Source organism: Corynebacterium sp. HMSC06G04, from assembly GCF_001807365.1.
GTDB lineage: Bacteria > Actinomycetota > Actinomycetes > Mycobacteriales > Mycobacteriaceae > Corynebacterium > Corynebacterium simulans.
Map to the genome: position 1 here is coordinate 200,106 of NZ_KV788618.1, position 17,973 is coordinate 218,078.

General features: G+C 53.9%; 15 protein-coding genes, 1 tRNA gene and 1 pseudogene. 12 read left to right on the forward strand and 5 right to left on the reverse strand.

Annotation, left to right across the window (positions count from 1 at the left end):
- Window positions 1-73: 73 nt before the first annotated feature.
- Together HMPREF3158_RS08785 and HMPREF3158_RS08790 are read left to right on the forward strand one after the other, a co-directional pair.
- Window positions 74-652: a YdcF family protein gene (locus HMPREF3158_RS08785; protein ID WP_070498147.1), complete on the forward strand. Its 579-nt coding sequence runs from the start codon at window positions 74-76 to the stop codon at window positions 650-652.
- A gap of 387 nt (window positions 653-1,039) precedes the next feature.
- Entirely contained in the window at window positions 1,040-2,332 is a 1,293-nt protein-coding gene (locus HMPREF3158_RS08790; RefSeq protein ID WP_070498150.1) for a deoxyguanosinetriphosphate triphosphohydrolase, read from the forward strand.
- 8 nt (window positions 2,333-2,340) lie between these two features.
- On the opposite strand, the gene HMPREF3158_RS08795 is transcribed toward HMPREF3158_RS08790, so the two are convergent.
- Window positions 2,341-2,589, reverse strand: coding sequence for a hypothetical protein (locus tag HMPREF3158_RS08795; protein ID WP_070498153.1), 249 nt, complete (start codon window positions 2,587-2,589; stop codon window positions 2,341-2,343).
- On the reverse strand, window positions 2,579-3,055 hold the full coding sequence (locus HMPREF3158_RS08800) for a guanyl-specific ribonuclease (protein ID WP_061923948.1): 477 nt from the start codon (window positions 3,053-3,055) through the stop codon (window positions 2,579-2,581). The genes HMPREF3158_RS08795 and HMPREF3158_RS08800 overlap by 11 nt, the downstream gene beginning before the upstream one ends.
- 225 nt (window positions 3,056-3,280) lie before the next feature.
- Between HMPREF3158_RS08800 and dnaG the strand changes: the two genes are divergently transcribed.
- A complete protein-coding gene (gene dnaG, locus HMPREF3158_RS08805) occupies window positions 3,281-5,221 on the forward strand; it encodes a DNA primase (RefSeq protein ID WP_070498155.1) in 1,941 nt (646 codons plus the stop codon).
- On the opposite strand, the gene HMPREF3158_RS08810 is transcribed toward dnaG, so the two are convergent.
- The gene (locus HMPREF3158_RS08810; protein WP_070433050.1) at window positions 5,218-5,487 is read right to left on the reverse strand and encodes a hypothetical protein; all 270 of its coding nucleotides are present in this window, start codon (window positions 5,485-5,487) and stop codon (window positions 5,218-5,220) included. The two genes, dnaG and HMPREF3158_RS08810, sit on opposite strands and share 4 nt — an antisense overlap.
- Before the next feature lie 415 nt (window positions 5,488-5,902).
- Between HMPREF3158_RS08810 and HMPREF3158_RS08815 the strand changes: the two genes are divergently transcribed.
- From HMPREF3158_RS08815 to HMPREF3158_RS08825, 3 genes are all read left to right on the forward strand, one after another.
- Window positions 5,903-7,204, forward strand: coding sequence for an acid phosphatase (locus HMPREF3158_RS08815; protein WP_070433051.1), 1,302 nt, complete (start codon window positions 5,903-5,905; stop codon window positions 7,202-7,204).
- 123 nt (window positions 7,205-7,327) lie between these two features.
- Window positions 7,328-8,539 carry a non-hydrolyzing UDP-N-acetylglucosamine 2-epimerase gene (gene wecB, locus HMPREF3158_RS08820; RefSeq protein ID WP_070433052.1) on the forward strand — a complete coding sequence of 404 codons (1,212 nt, stop codon included), beginning with the start codon at window positions 7,328-7,330 and terminating at the stop codon, window positions 8,537-8,539.
- A 190-nt stretch (window positions 8,540-8,729) separates the two neighbouring features.
- Window positions 8,730-9,875 carry a tyrosine-type recombinase/integrase gene (locus HMPREF3158_RS08825; RefSeq protein WP_168161760.1) on the forward strand — a complete coding sequence of 382 codons (1,146 nt, stop codon included), beginning with the start codon at window positions 8,730-8,732 and terminating at the stop codon, window positions 9,873-9,875.
- Window positions 9,876-9,958: 83 nt separating this feature from the next.
- Here HMPREF3158_RS08825 and HMPREF3158_RS08830 read toward each other — a convergent pair.
- Window positions 9,959-10,031: transfer RNA gene (locus HMPREF3158_RS08830), tRNA-Asn, on the reverse strand.
- A 251-nt stretch (window positions 10,032-10,282) separates the two neighbouring features.
- On the opposite strand from HMPREF3158_RS08830, the gene wecC reads away from it, so the two are divergent.
- The 4 genes from wecC (at window position 10,283) to HMPREF3158_RS13405 (ending at window position 15,103) form a co-directional block, all read left to right on the forward strand.
- Window positions 10,283-11,548 (forward strand): UDP-N-acetyl-D-mannosamine dehydrogenase, encoded by a 1,266-nt coding sequence (gene wecC / locus HMPREF3158_RS08835; protein ID WP_070498158.1) that lies wholly within the window; start codon window positions 10,283-10,285, stop codon window positions 11,546-11,548.
- Window positions 11,549-11,686: 138 nt separating this feature from the next.
- Complete coding sequence (locus HMPREF3158_RS08840; protein ID WP_246816201.1) at window positions 11,687-13,000, forward strand: glycosyltransferase family 4 protein; 1,314 nt, start codon at window positions 11,687-11,689, stop codon at window positions 12,998-13,000.
- A 65-nt stretch (window positions 13,001-13,065) separates the two neighbouring features.
- Window positions 13,066-14,589, forward strand: coding sequence for a glycosyltransferase (locus HMPREF3158_RS08845; protein ID WP_168161761.1), 1,524 nt, complete (start codon window positions 13,066-13,068; stop codon window positions 14,587-14,589).
- 88 nt (window positions 14,590-14,677) lie between these two features.
- Complete coding sequence (locus HMPREF3158_RS13405; protein WP_083291072.1) at window positions 14,678-15,103, forward strand: transposase; 426 nt, start codon at window positions 14,678-14,680, stop codon at window positions 15,101-15,103.
- Here the strand turns inward: HMPREF3158_RS13405 and HMPREF3158_RS13410 are convergent.
- A pseudogene (locus tag HMPREF3158_RS13410) lies at window positions 15,061-15,279 on the reverse strand (IS3 family transposase); the annotation flags it as partial. The gene HMPREF3158_RS13405 and the pseudogene HMPREF3158_RS13410 sit on opposite strands and share 43 nt — an antisense overlap.
- A 334-nt stretch (window positions 15,280-15,613) precedes the next feature.
- Here HMPREF3158_RS13410 and HMPREF3158_RS08855 point away from each other — a divergent pair.
- Both HMPREF3158_RS08855 and HMPREF3158_RS08860 read left to right on the forward strand, forming a co-directional pair.
- Window positions 15,614-17,110, forward strand: coding sequence for a glycosyltransferase family 4 protein (locus tag HMPREF3158_RS08855; protein WP_083291068.1), 1,497 nt, complete (start codon window positions 15,614-15,616; stop codon window positions 17,108-17,110).
- Window positions 17,111-17,318: 208 nt separating this feature from the next.
- On the forward strand, window positions 17,319-17,972 hold the full coding sequence (locus HMPREF3158_RS08860) for a hypothetical protein (protein ID WP_141741029.1): 654 nt from the start codon (window positions 17,319-17,321) through the stop codon (window positions 17,970-17,972).
- The last annotated feature ends 1 nt before the right edge of the window (window position 17,973 follow it).

Here is a 17,973-nt window from a genome sequence, read left to right on the forward strand (position 1 = left end):
GCAAATGAGACGCGTTAGCTGCTGCAGGAAAGCACGGAAATCCCGGGAAAAGATTGCCCAGAAATTTAATCTGGTGGAGCCTGAAGCACAGGCAATCATCGTGCTCGGCGCGGCTCAATACGATGGCAGGCCCTCGCGCATCCTGCAGGCACGCCTCGACGAGGCCCGCCGCATTGCGGTTGCTACACCGGGCGTGCCCATCGTTACCGTCGGTGGCAAGTTGCCCGGGGATCGCTTCACCGAGGCAGAAGTCGGCGCCAAGTACCTTAGAGGCCACGCCACTGTGTTGCCCGTGCCGGAGGGCAACGACACCGTGGAATCCCTGCGCGCCATCCGCCGCAGGCATGGCTTCGAGCGCGTCATCATCGTGACCGACCCGCTACATCGCTTGCGCGCCTGGCTAATCGCCCGCGACGAGGGGTTTGCGGCACGGGTGGTCGGTGCAGCCGGCTATCCCACGCCCACCTTCGCGCCGCCGTGGTGGCGCTATTTGGCCCACGAGTTGGGCGGCCTGGTGGTCTTCGGCGCGCGGAAGGTACTAGGGGAGGAGCTAGCTGAGCATCTGCGCAGCGGTCTACACCGCTTCGAGGGGCTCATCCGCCCGACGCGACGCGCCCGGCACGAAGAAATTCGCAATAAAGCCGGGAGATAAAGCACCTTGTCAGCGGCTATTTTTAAGTGTTTTTCCAGCTATCGCAGGAAATTCTCAGTTGATTTTGGTGGCAAAACCACTTTCTGCTCGCTAGCGTGGTTAGTGAAAGCTCCCCCTATCGAAAGGAAAACTTATGTTTGACATCATCAACAACGTCTTCAACCTCGTAGCAGACACCCTGCAGGCACTGGTTAACCTGCCTTTCTCCTTCGCTGATAAGCTGTCCAGCGCTTTGTCCAGCAAGTAAGCTCGGACATAGTTAGAGCTCCTGTCCAAGGTTTCCCGTAAAAAGGGAGACTGGGGCAGGAGCTTTTGCATTGCAATGGCAGCCAGACACCCCTACCAGAATCAGAAAAGTACAAGCTCGTTGCGCCTACACTGCACTATGTGAGCTATTCCTATACCCCGCACGACGCCGCCCGCCTCTTCGATGAGAGCCCCAAGGGCTCCGTGTTTAATAGCAAGTCTGGCTCGGCCGACGCGGATCGCCGTGGCGCCTTCGCCCGCGACCGCGCCCGCGTCCTGCACTCTGCTGCTTTGCGACGCCTCGCTGACAAGACGCAGGTGGTTGGCCCCCACGACGGCGATACGCCCCGCACGCGTCTCACGCACTCGCTGGAGGTGGGCCAGATTGCCCGCGGTATCGGCTCTGGGCTGGGGCTTGACCCAGACCTGTGCGACATGGCCGGCCTGACCCATGACATCGGGCACCCGCCGTATGGCCACAACGGTGAGAACGCACTCAACGAGGTAGCGGATATCTGCGGCGGCTTCGAAGGTAACGCGCAGACCCTGCGCATCTTGGCTCGTCTGGAGCCGAAGGTGGTCGATGCGGAGGATAATTCTTTTGGGCTGAACCTCACGCGCGCCGCATTGGACGCGGCGTGCAAGTACCCGCGGACCAAGACCAATCCGGATGGCAGCGTGAACCGCAAGTATGGTTGCTACGACGAGGACGCCCACATCTTGGCCTGGCTGCGCGAAGAACACGAAGACTCCCGCCCCTCGATGGAGGCACAGGCGATGGATTGGTCCGATGACATTGCCTACTCGGTCCACGACGTCGAGGATGGCATCGTTTCGGGCCGCGTTTCCCTCGCCGTGCTTTGGGACTTGGTGGAGCTGGCTGCCCTCGCGGAGAAAGGCGCCAAAGCTTTCGGTGGCAGCGCGGATGAGCTTCTCGACGCCGCGGATTCCCTGCGTGCCCTGCCCGTCATCCAGCAAGTCAGCGAGTTTGATTCCTCCCTGCGCGCCTACACCACGCTGAAAAAGATGACTTCGGAGCTAGTGGGCCGCTACGTTGGTGCCACGGTGCAAGCCACCCGTGAGGCCAATGGTCCGGAGCTGGTTTTGGGGCGCCAGCAGGGTAACCTTGCCGTGCCAGCGCGCGCGGAAAATGAGGTCAAGCTTTTGAAGACCATCGCGGTGCTCTACGTGATGGATGAGCCGGTGCACTTGGCGCGCCAGGATCGCCAGCGCGAGCGCATCTACCGCGTTTTTGATTATCTTTCCGCCGGCGCACCGGGCGCCCTCGACCCGATGTTCCGACTGTGGTACGACCGCGCTGAATCGGATGCCGAGCGCCAGCGGGTCATTGTGGATCAGATCGCCTCGATGACCGAGTCCCGTTTGGAGAGGCTAGCGCGCCAGACCGCGGAGTTTTCTGGCTTTATGGGGTAGTTTTCGGCCTAGCGGTGAAGCTTGACGGCGCTGTCTTTAAAAACCTCGAGCACCGCTGCAGTGTCCTCTGCAGGCAGGCGCCAGGAGGAAGCGACGACGGTTTCGACCTTGTGCTTGTGCAGGAAGTCCGCCAAGTCGTCGAGGTTGTGCGGGGCAGTGCAGGTATCGCAGCCACGGATGGTGCCGAGCGCGGAATACAGATCTGCGCGGCTTTCAAGCGGCTGAGTGATTAGAACTTTGGAGAGATTATTCAGCATCGGGGATCTCGCAGAAGGATTCGTAGTGATCGTCGGTGTAGTACCAGACATCGGGGTCGGTTTCGCTGCCGCCGCCGGTGACGATGCGCTTGGCGCCGCGGTGGTTTAGGCCGGGCGAATCCACGGTGTATTCGCGGTAGTAGTTCTTGGACTCTTTGGGCAGTACGCCCTCGTAGTTTCCAAAACGCTTGTTGTCATTATTCGGATGGTCGTAGGGCCCGCCTGCCAAGATATCCTCGGCCGTTTCTTCTGCTTCCTCGGGCAGGGTATCCATCGCGCACGAGGCGTAGTGTCCGGAAAAATTCGCGGCGTTGGATGATGAAGCGGAGCTTGCAGTTGAACTCGTGGACTGCGAGCTACCAGAATCACTGCCAAGGTCGATTCCGAAGTAGCCAGCGGCTGCGACTAAGAGCAAGCTGCCGAGGACGGCTAAGGGCTTTTTCTTGGAGGAGGGGGGATTGGCCATACCCCCATCTTTGCAGGGATTTTCCTGCAATGAAAATCTAGCTAGCACTGGGAAAACACTCGGACCTTCTGCATTTTCCAGGTTTGGCTTTTGCCGCTTTTTGTCTACCCCAAGGGTGGGTAAATTTCTGTTCTTTCCAGCGGCTTTTCCATCTGTAGTTGTTGGGCAACTGCATCTGCACCCCAAGGCAAGCCAGCAACCCACAAGCGGGGTAGTCTTTAGCGCATGGCACAAGGCAGAATTCCGGAGAGCGACATCCAAGCAATCCGTGAACGCGCGCCTTTGGAAGAAATAGTGGGCGAGTATGTACAGCTCAAACCAGCTGGCTATGACTCCTTGAAGGGTCTGTCGCCCTTCAAGGAAGAGAAAACGCCTTCCTTCCACGTGCGCCCGCAACGCGGTTATTATCACTGCTTTTCCACGGGCAAGGGCGGCGATGTTTTTAGCTTCCTGATGGAAATGGAGCAGGTCTCTTTCCCCGAAGCAGTCGAGGCGGTGGCTCAAAAGATTGGCTACCACATCAATTACCAAGGCGGCAGCACCGGCAATCGCAACGAAAAACCTGGCACTCGGCAGCGCCTTATCGCGGCGAACAAGGCAGCCCACCAGTTCTACCGAGAGCAGCTAGAGACCCCGCAAGCAGCCAAGGCGCGCGAGTTCCTACTCGATCGTGGCTTTGGCCGCGAGACCATCTATGACTTCGAGTGCGGTTATGCCCCGGAGGGGTGGGACACTGCCACCAAGCACCTTCTGCGCATGGGCTTTTCTTTTGAGGAGCTAGAGGCTGCTGGCATTTCCAAGATGGGCAAGCGCGGGCCCATCGATCGCTTCCACCGCCGCCTGCTGTGGCCCATCAAGGACCTTTCGGGCAACGTCATTGGCTTTGGTGCCCGCAAGCTTTTTGAGGATGACAACCTGGGCAAGTACATGAACACGCCTGAGACCATGCTCTATCGCAAGTCCAAGGTGCTCTTTGGCTTGGATTTGGCCAAGCGCAACATCGCGGAAGCACACCAAGCGGTGGTGGTGGAGGGCTACACCGACGTCATGGCGATGTATGCCGCAGGCGTGAAGACCGCCGTGGCCAGCTGTGGCACCGCGTTCGGCGGCGATCACCTGCAGGTCCTGCGCAGGTTGATGCTGGATGATTCCTACTTCAATGGCGAGCTCATCTACACCTTCGACGGTGATGAGGCTGGACAGAAAGCCGCGATGCGCGCTTTCCAAGGGGAGCAGTCCTTTACTGGGCAGTCTTTCGTTTCGGTGGCACCAGAGGGCATGGACCCTTGCGATTTGCGCCTGGCCAAGGGCGACGCCGCGGTGCGTGAGCTCATCGCGGACCGCATCCCGATGTTCGAGTTCGTCATCCAGTCGGTGCTTAGCGAATACCGCATCGATACCGCAGAGGGGCGTCTGCAAGCATTGCGTCGTGCGGTGCCCGTGGTGGCGCAGATTCGCGACGCCCCGCTGCAGCGTGAGTACGCCCGCCGCCTAGCCGGCTGGGTGGGTTGGCCCAACCCAGAGGAAGTCCTGCAGCAGGTTCAGCAGGAGGCTCGCCGACCTAAGAAACGGGACAAGAAGGCACGGCTTGCCGACGCCCCGATCAAAGCCGGCACGCCCGCTCCCGCACAACAGAACACTCCGGTCTTCCACGTGCCAAGCCCCCGTGAGACCCACCTGTGGCCGCAGCGGGAGGCCCTAAAGCTGGCCTTGCAGTACCCGGGCCTTGCCGGTTCTTATTTTGACGGGATTACCGCCGATGCGTACTCGAACGAGTCTTACCGCATCATCCGCGAGGCGATCTCTACCGTCGGTGGCGTTGCTGCCGGAGCCAACCTGCCCAGCGTGGAATGGATCGCCGCTGTGGCAGGGGAGATGCTCGATCTCACCGCGCGCAACTTTGTCAGTGAGCTTGCCGTGGAACCCATCAAGGTGGGCGATGAGTCCGATCCCAAAGCTTGGGAGGTCTATGCTGACAGCGTACTTTCCCGCCTCCAGGAAGCCCGCGTGGGCGACCAAGTAGCCCAAATCAAGGCCCAACTAGGCCGCATGCGCCCCTCCGACGACGAGCAAGCCTATAACTCGCTTTTCGCCGATCTCGTCGCCCTTGAGCAAGCCCGCCGCGAGCTTAACGACAGGGCATTCCGTGGGCCGCAGCCTAGCTAGTCTTCGTCAGGCTCGTAGATACGGTCTTGGCCGTCTAGCTGGTTTCCTTTGATGCGGCGGCCGCGGCTTAGATCCTTTACTTCTTTCATGCGGGGTTCTGGATCGAGCTTGTTTGCCACTGCCTTGCGGGTGGCGTTTACTGCGTTCTTGGTGACGGGGGAGTTGATCGCTTTTTCGTATGCGCCCTTGATCTGGTGATAACGCTTGCGGCCGGCCTTGGTACCAAAGACATAACCTGCGGCGGCGCCTACTACGAATTGGATCATGGTTGGAGTATCTCACCCTTCAGGTAGTGATTTAACGCTAATAACCTCACCCAGCCTACCTGTATCGGTGGTGTAGTGGTGGGTATCCTCATTGATGAAATTTATTGTGACCGCTTCCCAACTCGGGTAAAGCACGATAGTTTAAAGACGTGACCGCTCGATCTTGTCTCTCGCAAGCGGCATCAGCCGCAATAGCCATGGCCGCCCTGACCACGGCCGCCATCGGTGTTGTTCCTGTCAGCTCGGATTCGAACGAAGATGAAGTAAGCAACGTTCGAAGCTAAACCCATCTCAGCTAAATCCATCGCGCCACCAGAAAAGATCATCTTTTAGCCGGAAAAATTTAACCTTCTCGCCACCTTATGCAGCTAGCGTTCTGTGCGTTCTTGTCGCTAATTCAATGGAGAAAGTAAATATGGTTCGTCATCGTTATTCGATAGTTGCTGCTTCCCGCCGTTCTGTAGCGGCCGCAATTCTGGCAGTGGGTGTAGCGGGTGCAGGCGCACATGTGAATCCTGCGCCAGCTAGTGCACAGCTATCGTCTTCGATGCCAGCGCTTACGGGGGCTGTTACCGGCTCGAGCAGTGGTGCCCCAGCAGTCCAGCATGACGGCGCACCAACCCCAACTCCATTCACCACCGACTACTTGGTTGGCTTTCCTTCCGATGTCTCTTCCTACCAATACGGTGTCTACTGGGAAGTAGTCCGCATGTTTGACCATGTGAAGACCCAGCAGCCAATCATGGATGAGAACCTCGAAAAGGCCATCGCCATCAACAACGCTGCTGCCGATGATCCAGCGCTGATTAAGCGCGCTCAGCAAGATGCGGCTGCTGACACTGACGGCGTGATGCTTGCGGTTTCTGACGCACTGGGTGAGGAGTTTGGCGCCGCTTTCCGCGATGCTCTTGCCGAGCACCGCCTGCCAAAGACGGAGTACCTGTTGGGAAATGGCTACCTAGCTCGTGCCGGTGGACTAGCTAGCTCTACCTTCGCGGAAAAGTACCACTTCAACGTGCGACGTCCTTTCCAGGTAGCACCCGATGCTATTCACAAGTACAACGACGGTAAGAAGGACTATTACGGCACCACGCCAGCCTTTCCGTCTGGCCATACAAACCAGGCAACTTGGATCACCACGTTGATGGCCCACATGCTCCCGGAGGTTGCACCGCAGCTCGTGCTGCGCGGCGCGGAAGCCGGCAACCACCGCGTGGTCATGGGCGTGCATTATCCGCTCGACGTTATCGGCGGCCGTATGACGGGACAGGCCGCAGCAGCCGACCGTCTCAACGATCCACGTATGCACGATGCGCTTGACCAAGCAGCGGCCGAAATCCGTGCAGAGATGAAGTGGCGCACTGGCAAGGACATCTCCGAGCTCGTAGCCCAGCAGGCTGATGCGGGTAAGAATTACGCTACCGACGAGCAGGCGGTTGAGCGTTATGCTCCGATGCTGGACTACGACTTTAAGCCAGCTTATGCCACCGATGCTCCAATGATTGTCCCGAAGGCCGCGCCGGTCCTGCTCGAATCAACCCATCCCGAGCTCACTTGGGAGCAGCGCGCCGAGGTGCTTCGCCAAACCGCAAACCCAGCCGGCCACCCCCTCGACTGGCAGGGCGAGGCAGGCTCCTGGCAGCGCCTAAATCTGGCAAAGGCCATGGCTGCGACGGTAACTGTCAATGCGGATGGATCGGTGCAAGTCACCGAGTAACCCGATTTCATTGGGAACCCACCCCAGTATTGGTCATACCCGCGCGCGAAGAGACAGAAACGTGCAATCATTGGCGAGACAGCAAATGTTGGTATGACACCTAAAACGCTTCCAAGGAGCACAATGGCTAAGCCGAAAATTATGACTGTGTACGGTACTCGACCTGAAGCAATCAAGGTCGCACCGGTCATCAAAGCTCTAGAGGCTGATGATCGCTTCGAGTCCGTTGCAGTCTCTACTGGCCAGCACAAGGAAATGCTGGAGCAGGTAAACACCATGTTTGGAATTACCCCCAAGCATGATCTGGGATTGATGAAGCCGGGACAGACCCTCAATGAGATTGTTTCCCGTGCAATTGCCGGCCTCGATGAGATCATCGTTGCTGAGGAGCCGGACGTCATCATTTCCCAGGGTGATACATCAACGGCCATGGCAGCGGCTCTTGCGGGCTTCCACCGCGGTGTGCAGATCGTTCACCTGGAGGCAGGACTGCGTACCGGCAACATCTTGTCCCCGTTCCCGGAGGAAGCAAACCGTAAGATCATCGGTCAGGTTGCAGCCCTGCACCTTGCGCCGACTGAAGGTGCAATGGAGAACCTGCGCCGCGAGGACGTTCGTTCTAAGGACATCGTTGTAACCGGTAATACGGTTATTGATGCTCTCCTTGAAGCAGCAACTTGGGACATCGAATTCTCGGATCCAACTCTTGCTGAGGCCGCTAACTCGGACAAGCGTTTCGTTGTTGTCACCACACACCGCCGCGAGAACCTTGACGCGATGAAGGAGATCGGTGGTGCTGTACAGGATCTAGCAAAGACATATCCGGATACTATTTTTGCGCTGCCGCTGCACCTGAACCCTAAGGTCCGCGAAGCAGTTCTTCCGGAGGTTGAGGCGCTGGAGAACGTCATCATCACGGATCCTCTTCCGTATGATCAGTTCACCAAGCTCCAGAACCGTGCGGCCATTATCCTGACCGACTCTGGCGGAGTCCAGGAGGAAGCACCTTCCTTGGGCAAGCCGGTTTTGGTCATGCGCCAAAACACCGAGCGCCCTGAGGCCGTCGTCGCCGGCACCGTGAAGCTGGTGGGAACCAACCGTGAGCTTATCGTGGCAGAGGCAAAGCTTCTGCTTGATGACAATGCCGCTTATTCTGCAATGGCTAATGCCGTTAACCCATATGGCGATGGCAAGGGCGCTCAGCGCTCGGTTGCAGCAATTGCGGAGCTTCTAGAAGTAGGAAAGCGTTTGCCAGACTTTAGCACTGAGTTGGTGCCGGATGAGGTACCGCGTTTTGAAGAGGTCGTAGCTCCGGAGGAAGAGCTGGAAAAGTAAACAGCCTGCAGTTCACTCTGACATAAACTAACCGCCGCATTGGAACACCCATTGTGTTCCAATGCGGCGGTTTTGTATTTCTCAGTGGGTAGGCCAAATTTAAGTCTTCATTTGGGATTGGAACTAATCGCACTTTTGATCAGTCCAATAGAGCATGGAGGAAAATAGTGAGCCCAAGGTAGGCGGCGTTGTGATTGACAACGTAGTACGCACTGATACGGGGTGGAAGGCCATAGGGCGGACGAAGGACTTCAGCGGTGCCATCGTTGAACTTAGTGAGGTTGGCGCCAGCAGGGAAGAAGTGCAACGTCTGTTGGAAGAGCGTGGTTGGGCATTGGTGTTCAACGAGCAGCGCTTTGCCGTCACTGCGCGGATGACGGTGTTGGAGCTGGTTGACATTGCTCTGCAAGCATTGCGCACTGGGGAAATCGGGCAAGGAAATCGAATTCAAACCGTGAACATGTATCAGCGTGCACGGCGGTTTCTCGTAGGCGAGCGTGGCATTCCAGCGCTGGGGAATCTCCGCCTGGAAGATTGTGAGGCGCGCGTAGTCCATTCTTGGCTGTCACGAGTGGCGGACAGCTCGCTTGCTTCAGCGCGGCATCTGCGAATTCTGCTCTTACATGCCTTCTCGATAGCTGAGCGGCAAGGGCTTGAGCTATGGACACAGAACCCCGCGCGGACTGCTCAGCTGCCGCAATTGCCGCGCGCTGAACCGGTTGAGGTTACACCGGAGGAGTTTAATGAGCTCCTTGCGCAGATCCTTGCTTGGGAAAGTCAAGGAAAGCGTACCGACCTTTCAGGGATGGTGTGCTGCTACATGGCAACCGGAATTCGTCCGGGAGAACTTCCCGCGCTGCTGTGGGAAGAAGTGGACTTGGATAGCAAGCCGGCGACGATGATTGTCAGTGGCTGTGCCGTATACCAAGACGGAAAGTTAGTTCGGCAGCCGGAGCCGAAGACCGCGGCCGGCTTTCGCGAAATTGTCATCCCTGAATGGTTTGCGGAGATGTTGCGTGAGCGATTTGCCCGCCGCGATCCGAATGTGCCTTATGTTTTTCCCAGTAGGGCCGGAACGATGCACAGCATGCACAACCTCGGCAATAGGTTCCGGCAGGCGCGTGGCGCGCGCTTTAAGCACATCAAGCTGAAGTCTTTCCGCTCCACTGTCGCAACCGTAATCGCCCGCGAAAAGGGGGCTGAGGAAGCAGCCAGACATCTAGGGCATACAAGCCCTGCGATCACCGGTCGGCACTACATAAAGCGCGCAAACAAGACCGGCGACCACAACGATATCCTCGAGGCACTAAAGCCCACTGTGTTCGACGAGCAGTAGGGAAGTCCAAGCCCAAAGCTTTATGAACCAACGCGATACAAAACGAGAAAAAGAACCGCCTGAAATCAGGCGGTTCCTGTCTGCTCCTCCAACTGGGCTCGAACCAGTGACCCTTCGATTAACAGTCGAATGCTCTGCCAACTGAGCTATGGAGGAATATGTGTATGCTGCTGAGCAAATCGCTTCGCTCTGTGCAACGAGAAGTAACTATATAGTGCTTGTGAGTATGGAGGCAAATCGCCTGGTTAGAGGTGTTCTTTTTGCTTATTCTTCATGGGCTTGGGTGGCCAGGTGTGGGACATGTGGTGGAGCTCTTCGTGATTGGGTGAAAAGGGCCTAATGTCGGCATGGAAGCAGTTGAATGCCTAATATAGGGAAGACAAGTAATTAACCCAGAAAGGTTCTAAATGGCAACCGAAGAAAAGTCGGCCACCAAATTTAACTCGGTATGTGTTGTTGGTCTGGGGTATATCGGGCTTCCTACCGCCGCTTTCATCGCGTCAAAGGGTGTCAGTGTAACCGGTGTTGATGTCAATCCGGATTTCGTAGATTCGATTAATAGGGGAGAAGTTCCCTTCTTTGAGCCTGGTTTTGAAGCTTTGCTAAAGCGTGTCGTAGGTGAGGGGTTCTTGAAAGCACAGGCAGAGCAAATCGAGGCTGACGCGTACATTGTTTGTGTGCCGACGCCATTTCGTGAGAACTATAAGGTTGATACCAAATACATCAACGCAGCTGCAGAAGCTATGGCACCCCACCTACGGCCAGGCGCGCTCGTGGTCCTTGAGTCGACCTCCCCTCCTGGCACCACTGAGGCAATGGCGAAGCATATTATCGAGCTTAGGCCTGACCTTTCTTTGGATGAAGATTCCGAGAATGCCATCTTTGTTGCACACTGTCCCGAGCGAGTTTTGCCTGGACAAATTATGGAGGAGATGGAAAACAACGATCGAGTTATTGGTGGTTTAACTCCTAAAGGCACTCAGATGGCCTGTGACCTTTATGGGACGTTCTGTACTGCCGAGCTGCTGCAGACCAATGCAACTACTGCAGAAATGGCAAAGTTGACGGAGAATTCTTTCCGCGATGTCAACATTGCTTTTGCAAACGAGCTCTCCCTGATTAGTGATCGTCTTGGTATCGACGTCTGGGAGCTAATTGATCTTGCCAACCACCACCCGCGTGTCAACATCCTTCAGCCTGGCCCAGGAGTCGGCGGACACTGTATTGCAGTGGATCCTTGGTTTATTGTTTCTTCGGTACCTGAAGAAGCACGGATCATCAAAATGGCGCGTGAAGTTAATGACGGAAAGCCTCAATGGGTAATTAAGAAGGTCAAGCAAGCCCTTGCCGATAAGCAAGATGCTGTCGTTGCTGCGTTAGGCATCGCCTTCAAGAACGATATCGATGATTTGCGCGAATCACCGTCCTTGAATATCGTCAAGCAACTTGGGCAGGAAAACCCCGAGTTGGATATTCGTGTGGTCGAACCAAATGTCCCAGAACTCCCTGAGCCGCTTTCGGCGATTTCCAATCTCAAGAAGCAAGATCTTGAAGGAGCTGTTGCAGACGCCGACATTGTTTTGCTTCTTGTTAATCACAAGGAATTTATCGAGATGGATCCGGCCATTATCGAAGGAAAGACTGTGATCGATACCAAGGGAATCTGGAAATAGGCGCGCACACCCGCTTCTGGCGGCATCTTTCAGTTAATTGGGATTGGGTTGGCTAGACGTAAGACGTATTATTGTCATTCTAGAGTCTTGACCAATTCGCTGTTCGATGAATGCCCAGCTGACTCGTGTAGAAGATGGATGAAAAGCTTGCAAATCCTCGTTATTTCCCAATACTGGTACCCAGAAAATGGTGTTCCTCAACGTCGATGGGCATGGCTGGCAGAAATCCTGAAAGAGCAAGGGCATTCGGTGACTGTTGTCGCACCGCCTGCGCACTATGACCGAAGGATGTCGTTCCCCCGATGGGTAAAAGCTCGTGGGTTTCTTCGTCGAAAGGAATCTGAGACCGGCCCATCGGGTGAGCGTATCGTGCGCAGTGGTTTCTTTCCTGGGGGTACATCACTAACGGTACGTGCATTTAATCAAGCTGCCGTGGCTTTGGGATCATTACAGGTTCTCCTTGCCGCTGGAGGCTCCATAAAAGGCTACAGGCCGGATTTAATCTTCGGGACTGTTCCTGCTTTGCCGACGTCGGCAGTAACTTGGTTAGCTAGCAAGAGATTTCAGGCTCCCTACGTTATCGATCTTCGTGATGCTTGGCCTGATTTGCTAAAAGAGTCTGATAGCTGGAACGAAGGAACAGGGAAAAAGTCGTTCAGGCAGAGAGTGCTTTCCGTTGGGCTTTTTCAAATCGTTTCGTGGTTAACGCAGCGAGTTCTATACCGGAGTATGCGAGAAGCAGACGCCATCATTTCGACGTCAAGCGAGCTTGCTGAGGATCTAAGACAGCGAGCTTTGCTTATGCGTAACGGGAGCACACCTCCTGTTTTCACGATTCGAAATGTTTTTCCTGTAGCTACAAAGTTCAAAACCAACAGCAATGTGGATACTTCCAGGACATTGAGAGTGTTGTACGCTGGGACAATAGGTCGAGCGCAGGATCTTCAGAATGCAGTTGATGCCCTTAGGCTTTGTATCCAGCAAGGCGTGGATGTGCGGTTGAGATTTGTTGGAAGTGGAGCGGCAAAGCTCGAACTGCAACGGATCTCCAAAGACTTGGGAAGTGCAGTGAGCTTTGAACCTAGGCACCCTGCCGACAGTCTTGAAGAGTATTATCAGTGGGCTGATACCGCGCTTGTCCACCTCGCGGATTGGGAACCCCTTAAACGGACGGTCCCATCCAAGGTATACGAATTGATGGAAACAGGTATTCATATCTCAGCTGTGGTTCAAGGAGAAGCAGCCTCCATCATTACGGGCTTGAATGCTGGTACGGTGGTGAGGCCGAATGATCCAAAGGCATTGGCAGAGCTTTGGACACAGCTAGTGAGGAACCCTAAGGGTTTGGAAGTTTCTGATAGCGGAGCAAATTGGGTAAAACGGCAACGTAGTCACGAAACCCCTTGCACGCTCAGTCAGATTATTTCTACTGTGGCAAAGCGAAATGAATGAATATGCGTAGACAGTTAATACACTATGTTCGCACTTCGCGGCTTTTGTGTTCGGCAATGTTTAAGATGGCCTCAGACGACCCAGCACTTTTTCTTGAAAAGGTGTTTCAACGCATTAAGCAATCGCCTTTCCGTGCAGGCCTCAAGTATTTTCCGTCGATCCCACATCGGAAGACAGCAGTCCAGAGAATGTACGATGAAGGCGAGTTGCGTGCGCTTCAGGAGATCCTCGCATCAGGAACGGAATCTACAAGCTATGAAGAGCTAAGCAGTGCGGACAAACATAGAGTAGCCAGAGCAAGCGAACGCCTACAACTGCTAGAGAAGGAGGTTACTGGAGTCCGCGCCCCTTCAGATATTCGAACTCTGCAGAAAAGCGGTGCACCCTGCGTACTGTTCTATCTAACGAATAGTTTGCCGCACACCATGTCTGGATACACTTACAGATCTCACAACACCCTGCTTGCGTTGAAACAATCAGGAATTCGTGTTGCAGCTATGACACGTTTGGGCTATCCGCTGGTCGTCGGCAAATGGCCCAGAAAAGATTGCGAAATTGTGGAAGGAATTCCGTATTTCCGAAGCCTTCCTCGTAGCTACCCAGGTTCATTAATTGAACGACTTGAAATTGAAGTTGAGTTATTGGTTAAGCAGGCAAGAGATTTTGGCGCGGACATTCTTCATACTACGACTGATTACAACAATGCATTAGTAGTGGCGGAAGCTGCTAGACAGCTAGGCATACCGTGGGTATACGAAGTTCGCGGAGAACTCGAGAGCACCTGGCTGTCGAAGCACCCAGCTGAGCGACAAGAAACTTTGGTAAAGTCTGATTTTTATCAGCTTGCGCGTAGCCAAGAAACGGCATGCATGAAGGCCGCCAACGCGGTAGTAGCATTGAGCGAAGTTTCCAAAGCTGAGCTCCTTGACCGAGGCGTTTCACGAGAAAAGATCACCGTGGTAGCTAATGCTGTGCATGATGACTCAGTGAATAGAGAGTTTGATCAGTCGTTGTTGCGGAAAGAACTAGGGCTGGAGGACACGACTACGGTAGGTACAGTTACTTCGGTAGTTGGATACGAGGGGATTGACGTTCTCCTGAGAGCAGTAGTTTTCACCCCAAAAATCAGAGTGCTTATTGTTGGTGATGGTAGCTCCCGGGTCGAGCTCGAGAAGTTGGCGAAAGCACTGGGATTGTCTGGCCGAGTCTCGTTCGTAGGTCAACAGCCTAGCGAATCAATCTGGAAATGGTATGCCGTTCTTGATGCTTTTGTCGTACCGCGTCGAGATACGCCGGTATGCCGAAAAGTAACTCCAATTAAAGCATTACAAGCACAGGCCCTGGGGGTTCCGGTAATTGCTAGTGATTTGCCAGCGTTGAGGGAAATAACTGGACAATATGCCCACTACTTCCAGCCTGAGGATCCGGAAGAGTTAGCAAATTACTTAAGGGACATTGGTAAACACGATCCGGAAAAACTTGAGGGAGGAAAGGAATGGGCAAAAAAACATACATGGAAACACAACGCGCGTAGATACCAAAAAATATACCGCGACTTGATGTGGCCATTTAGCACGTGTACTTCTTAACTCAGTGCTCGAGGCGTCCTGAGGTTACCCTCGTTTAGTGGACACCCTATTTGTACGGCTCTTGTGTCCGTGGGAGAGGACGTTCATTGTGAGTCAACAGCGCAAGAAGTACACGCCGGAGTACCGGCGTGAAGCCGCGAACCTGGTAATCGAATCGGAGCGGCCGATCGCTCATGTGGCTAAGGAGATTGGTGTTTCCGCCGGGCTTTTAGGCCGGTGGGTCAAACTCGAGCGGGAACGCCGTGGAGCCTCGGATGGGATGAGTGAGGCTGATCTGCGTGCTGAGAATGCTCGCCTGCGCCGTGAGTTGGCTGAAGCCAAGATGGATAACGAGTTTTTGTCAAAAGCGACAGCCTTCTTCGCCGCGAAGCAACGTCCCTTCGGCTTGCGGGTAGTAATAGGAGACTTACCTTTGCCTCTGACGCCAGCAAGACGCATCAGGCGAGCGGGCTGCTCACGGCCAATGTCGATTCCTTCACGGCGCAGAGTATGCCACATCTTACGGATGCCGTAGACGCCAAAATTTTCTTCATGGACCTCGGCGATGTGCGCGACTAGAGCAGCGTCACGCCCGCAGGATAAAACTGGAACCCGTGCAGTTACTTTGTCAACTTGATCATGACCAAGGAAGCTTACTTCGTATGCGATAGTTGGCTGTTTGGCCGTGAAGATTCTAAAGCTCCGTACCAAGAGTATAGAATTGAGGACTTGTCTACTTGAATCAAATTGGTGGAACTATAGTTTAAATGAACTTACCCGAGCTGAGCCACATGATACAGAACAGTTCTTGAATGAACTTGACGAAATGTGAAGCGAGCGATCTCGTCGAAGCAAAAACAGGAAACTTGGAGTCACTGTAGAAAACCGTATCTTTGTTCCTGAGGGAGAGATCTAGTTGGGTTAGTTTTGATGATTTCACAGGTGCTGGGTGGTGCTTCAGCCTTTTCGGGACAAAACATCACCAGACCTGTAGTGTCAAAAATGAAATTCGAGAAATTCGAAAGGCAACGTTGAGGCACAGTCAATGACGCAAATACTGTATGAAGAAGTGCGCAATGCATGGGAACTTGGGAAATTTGAAGATGTGGTAAGGCTAGTTCCTAGCCGAACCGAACATGCAGACCTATCTCGGTTACGAGCCGAGGCAGAGGCTGCATTAGCCCTAGAAAAGGCAGCTGCGGAAACGAAGCTTCCGTCTGTGCCAACCGTGTCTTCAGGACCGAAGTCCACTCTGAGGGTTTTGACGGTACTCCACACGAGCCTTCCATACCTGCCGGGAGGGTATTCATCTAGAGCCCATGGTTTGTTGAAAGCGATGCAAAAAGCGGGTCTAGAAGTCATTCCAGTAACCCGCCCTGGGTTCTATACGGATGTGGTGGATAAAACTATTTCTGCTGGCACTGAAATTCGGGATCGTTTCGATGGCCTAGACTATTGTCATTTGTTCGCGAAGCTTCCTCGTTCCGCCGGAGAATACCAGTATATGCTTTCTTGTATTGAGGTTTATGAGGAGACATTCGCCCGGAAAAAACCTGATGTCATTCATGTGAGGTCAACATATTTGATCGCATTACCTGCCATCATTGCAGCGCATAAGTGTGGAATTCGGGTGATATATGAAGTCTCCGGCCTATGGGAGCTGGTCTATGAAGGACGCGGGCAAATGGGTTTAGCAAAACGCACCGCAAGAATGGAAGACCTCTCGGTTCTAAGTGCTGATCGCGTAGTAACTATGAACGCTTCGATGGCAAAATTGCTCTCGGATCGAGCTTCACAAGGAAACCTCAAAATTGGATATGTACCGAACGCAGTAGACCCAACAAGGTTTGAAGGTGTCCCAGGTCTTGAATCCACGATTGCCTCGGCTGGTTACGATATTGGATATTTCGGTTCCCTATTAGACTATGAAGGCTTGGACCTACTTATCCGGGCGTTGGCAAAATTACAGCGCCAAGGTTCGAGGTATACCGCCAAGATAGTGGGTGGTGGACCGGAGCTAAACAAGCTGAAAGCATTGGCAGAATCCGTAGGGTTAAAAAACTCGATACTGTTTACTGGCAGTCTCGAACCTGACTCAGTGCCGCGCGAGTTTTCGGATGTTCGTGTGGTTGTCCTTCCACGGGTTTCTACGCCTGCTACAGAATGCGTCACGCCGCTAAAACCGTTCGAAGCCATGGCGGCGCGTCGTCCTATGGTGGTCTCCAACGTAAATGCACTATTTGAGGTTGCGCAGGGAGGGGGAAAATCGGAGATCGCGAAGACTTTCAAGCAAGGAGATGTTGATTCGCTCGCTGATGCTCTTGAAGAGCTTTGTAGCAATCCAGAGTTGCAGGTCGCATTGGCCAACAAGGCTTTTGCCTTTATGGAAAAATGCCATACTTGGGATTTAGTTGGCGAGATGATGGCTAATGAATGTCGAAATGTAGGAGTTGCGTTTCGCCCGTTGCCCCAAGCTCTAGGTTGGAGCGACGGGCGAGTGCACAGCCGGACTGTGGTCAATTGGAGTAGAGAAAATGAGTAAAGTTTCCCAAAGGTTCAAGCGAGTTAGTAAGCGTGTTCGCCTATTGATTTATTTGGGCGGTTTTGCAATATTTTTACTTTTTCTATGTCAGCTTTTTATCCCGTTTTTGTCGGCCCCACTGTTAGCTGGGGTGTTCATTGCGGGGACTACACTGGTTCTTGAAAAGCTAGATTCTTTAACTAGATACATATGTCGCACAAACCAGCGAATGGCTACTCAGATTGAAGAACGGCAGATGCAACTCGCGGCTTCGCAAGATCGTCGACTCAAAGAAGCGGTCGACAAATTAGCATCGATGAGGGATCTTGCTCCAATAGCTCCCAGCCAAGACCGTGAAGATGAAGAGCAACTGACCTCTAATGAAGTTCAACCGAGCGATTCAAGAGTATTGCCGCATGAATCGAGCACTTCTATTGAATCTGAATTGATTGAAGCCCTATCGTTCATTTTGGACACAACCTGTAACATTCGAGACACTGCACAGTCGTCGATGACCGCAGCTCAATTGACGTCGCTGTCACGGTTTGTAGATTTCTTACAGCCAGGAATGGTGTTTTCCTGTGGATTTGCTGAACAGTTTTCAACTTACACCGACATTAACAAGGCTGCTTCGATCGCTGAAGTGTTACAGAAGATTTCTGCGAGCCAAAAGTCCGGCCCGTACATCCTTGTCATTGCAAATAGTTTCGCGAAGTCGAATGAAAACGACTTTGCAAGACTTGCAGAGTTGGAAAACGCCGCCTTGGCAATTCCGAATTTGACTGATTCAGCCTTGGATATCCCCGGCTATGAACTCATTACGATTCCTGGGGTTAGCTTTGGCTTGGACTATTATTATCCGACTACAGTGGTCAAGGATTAAT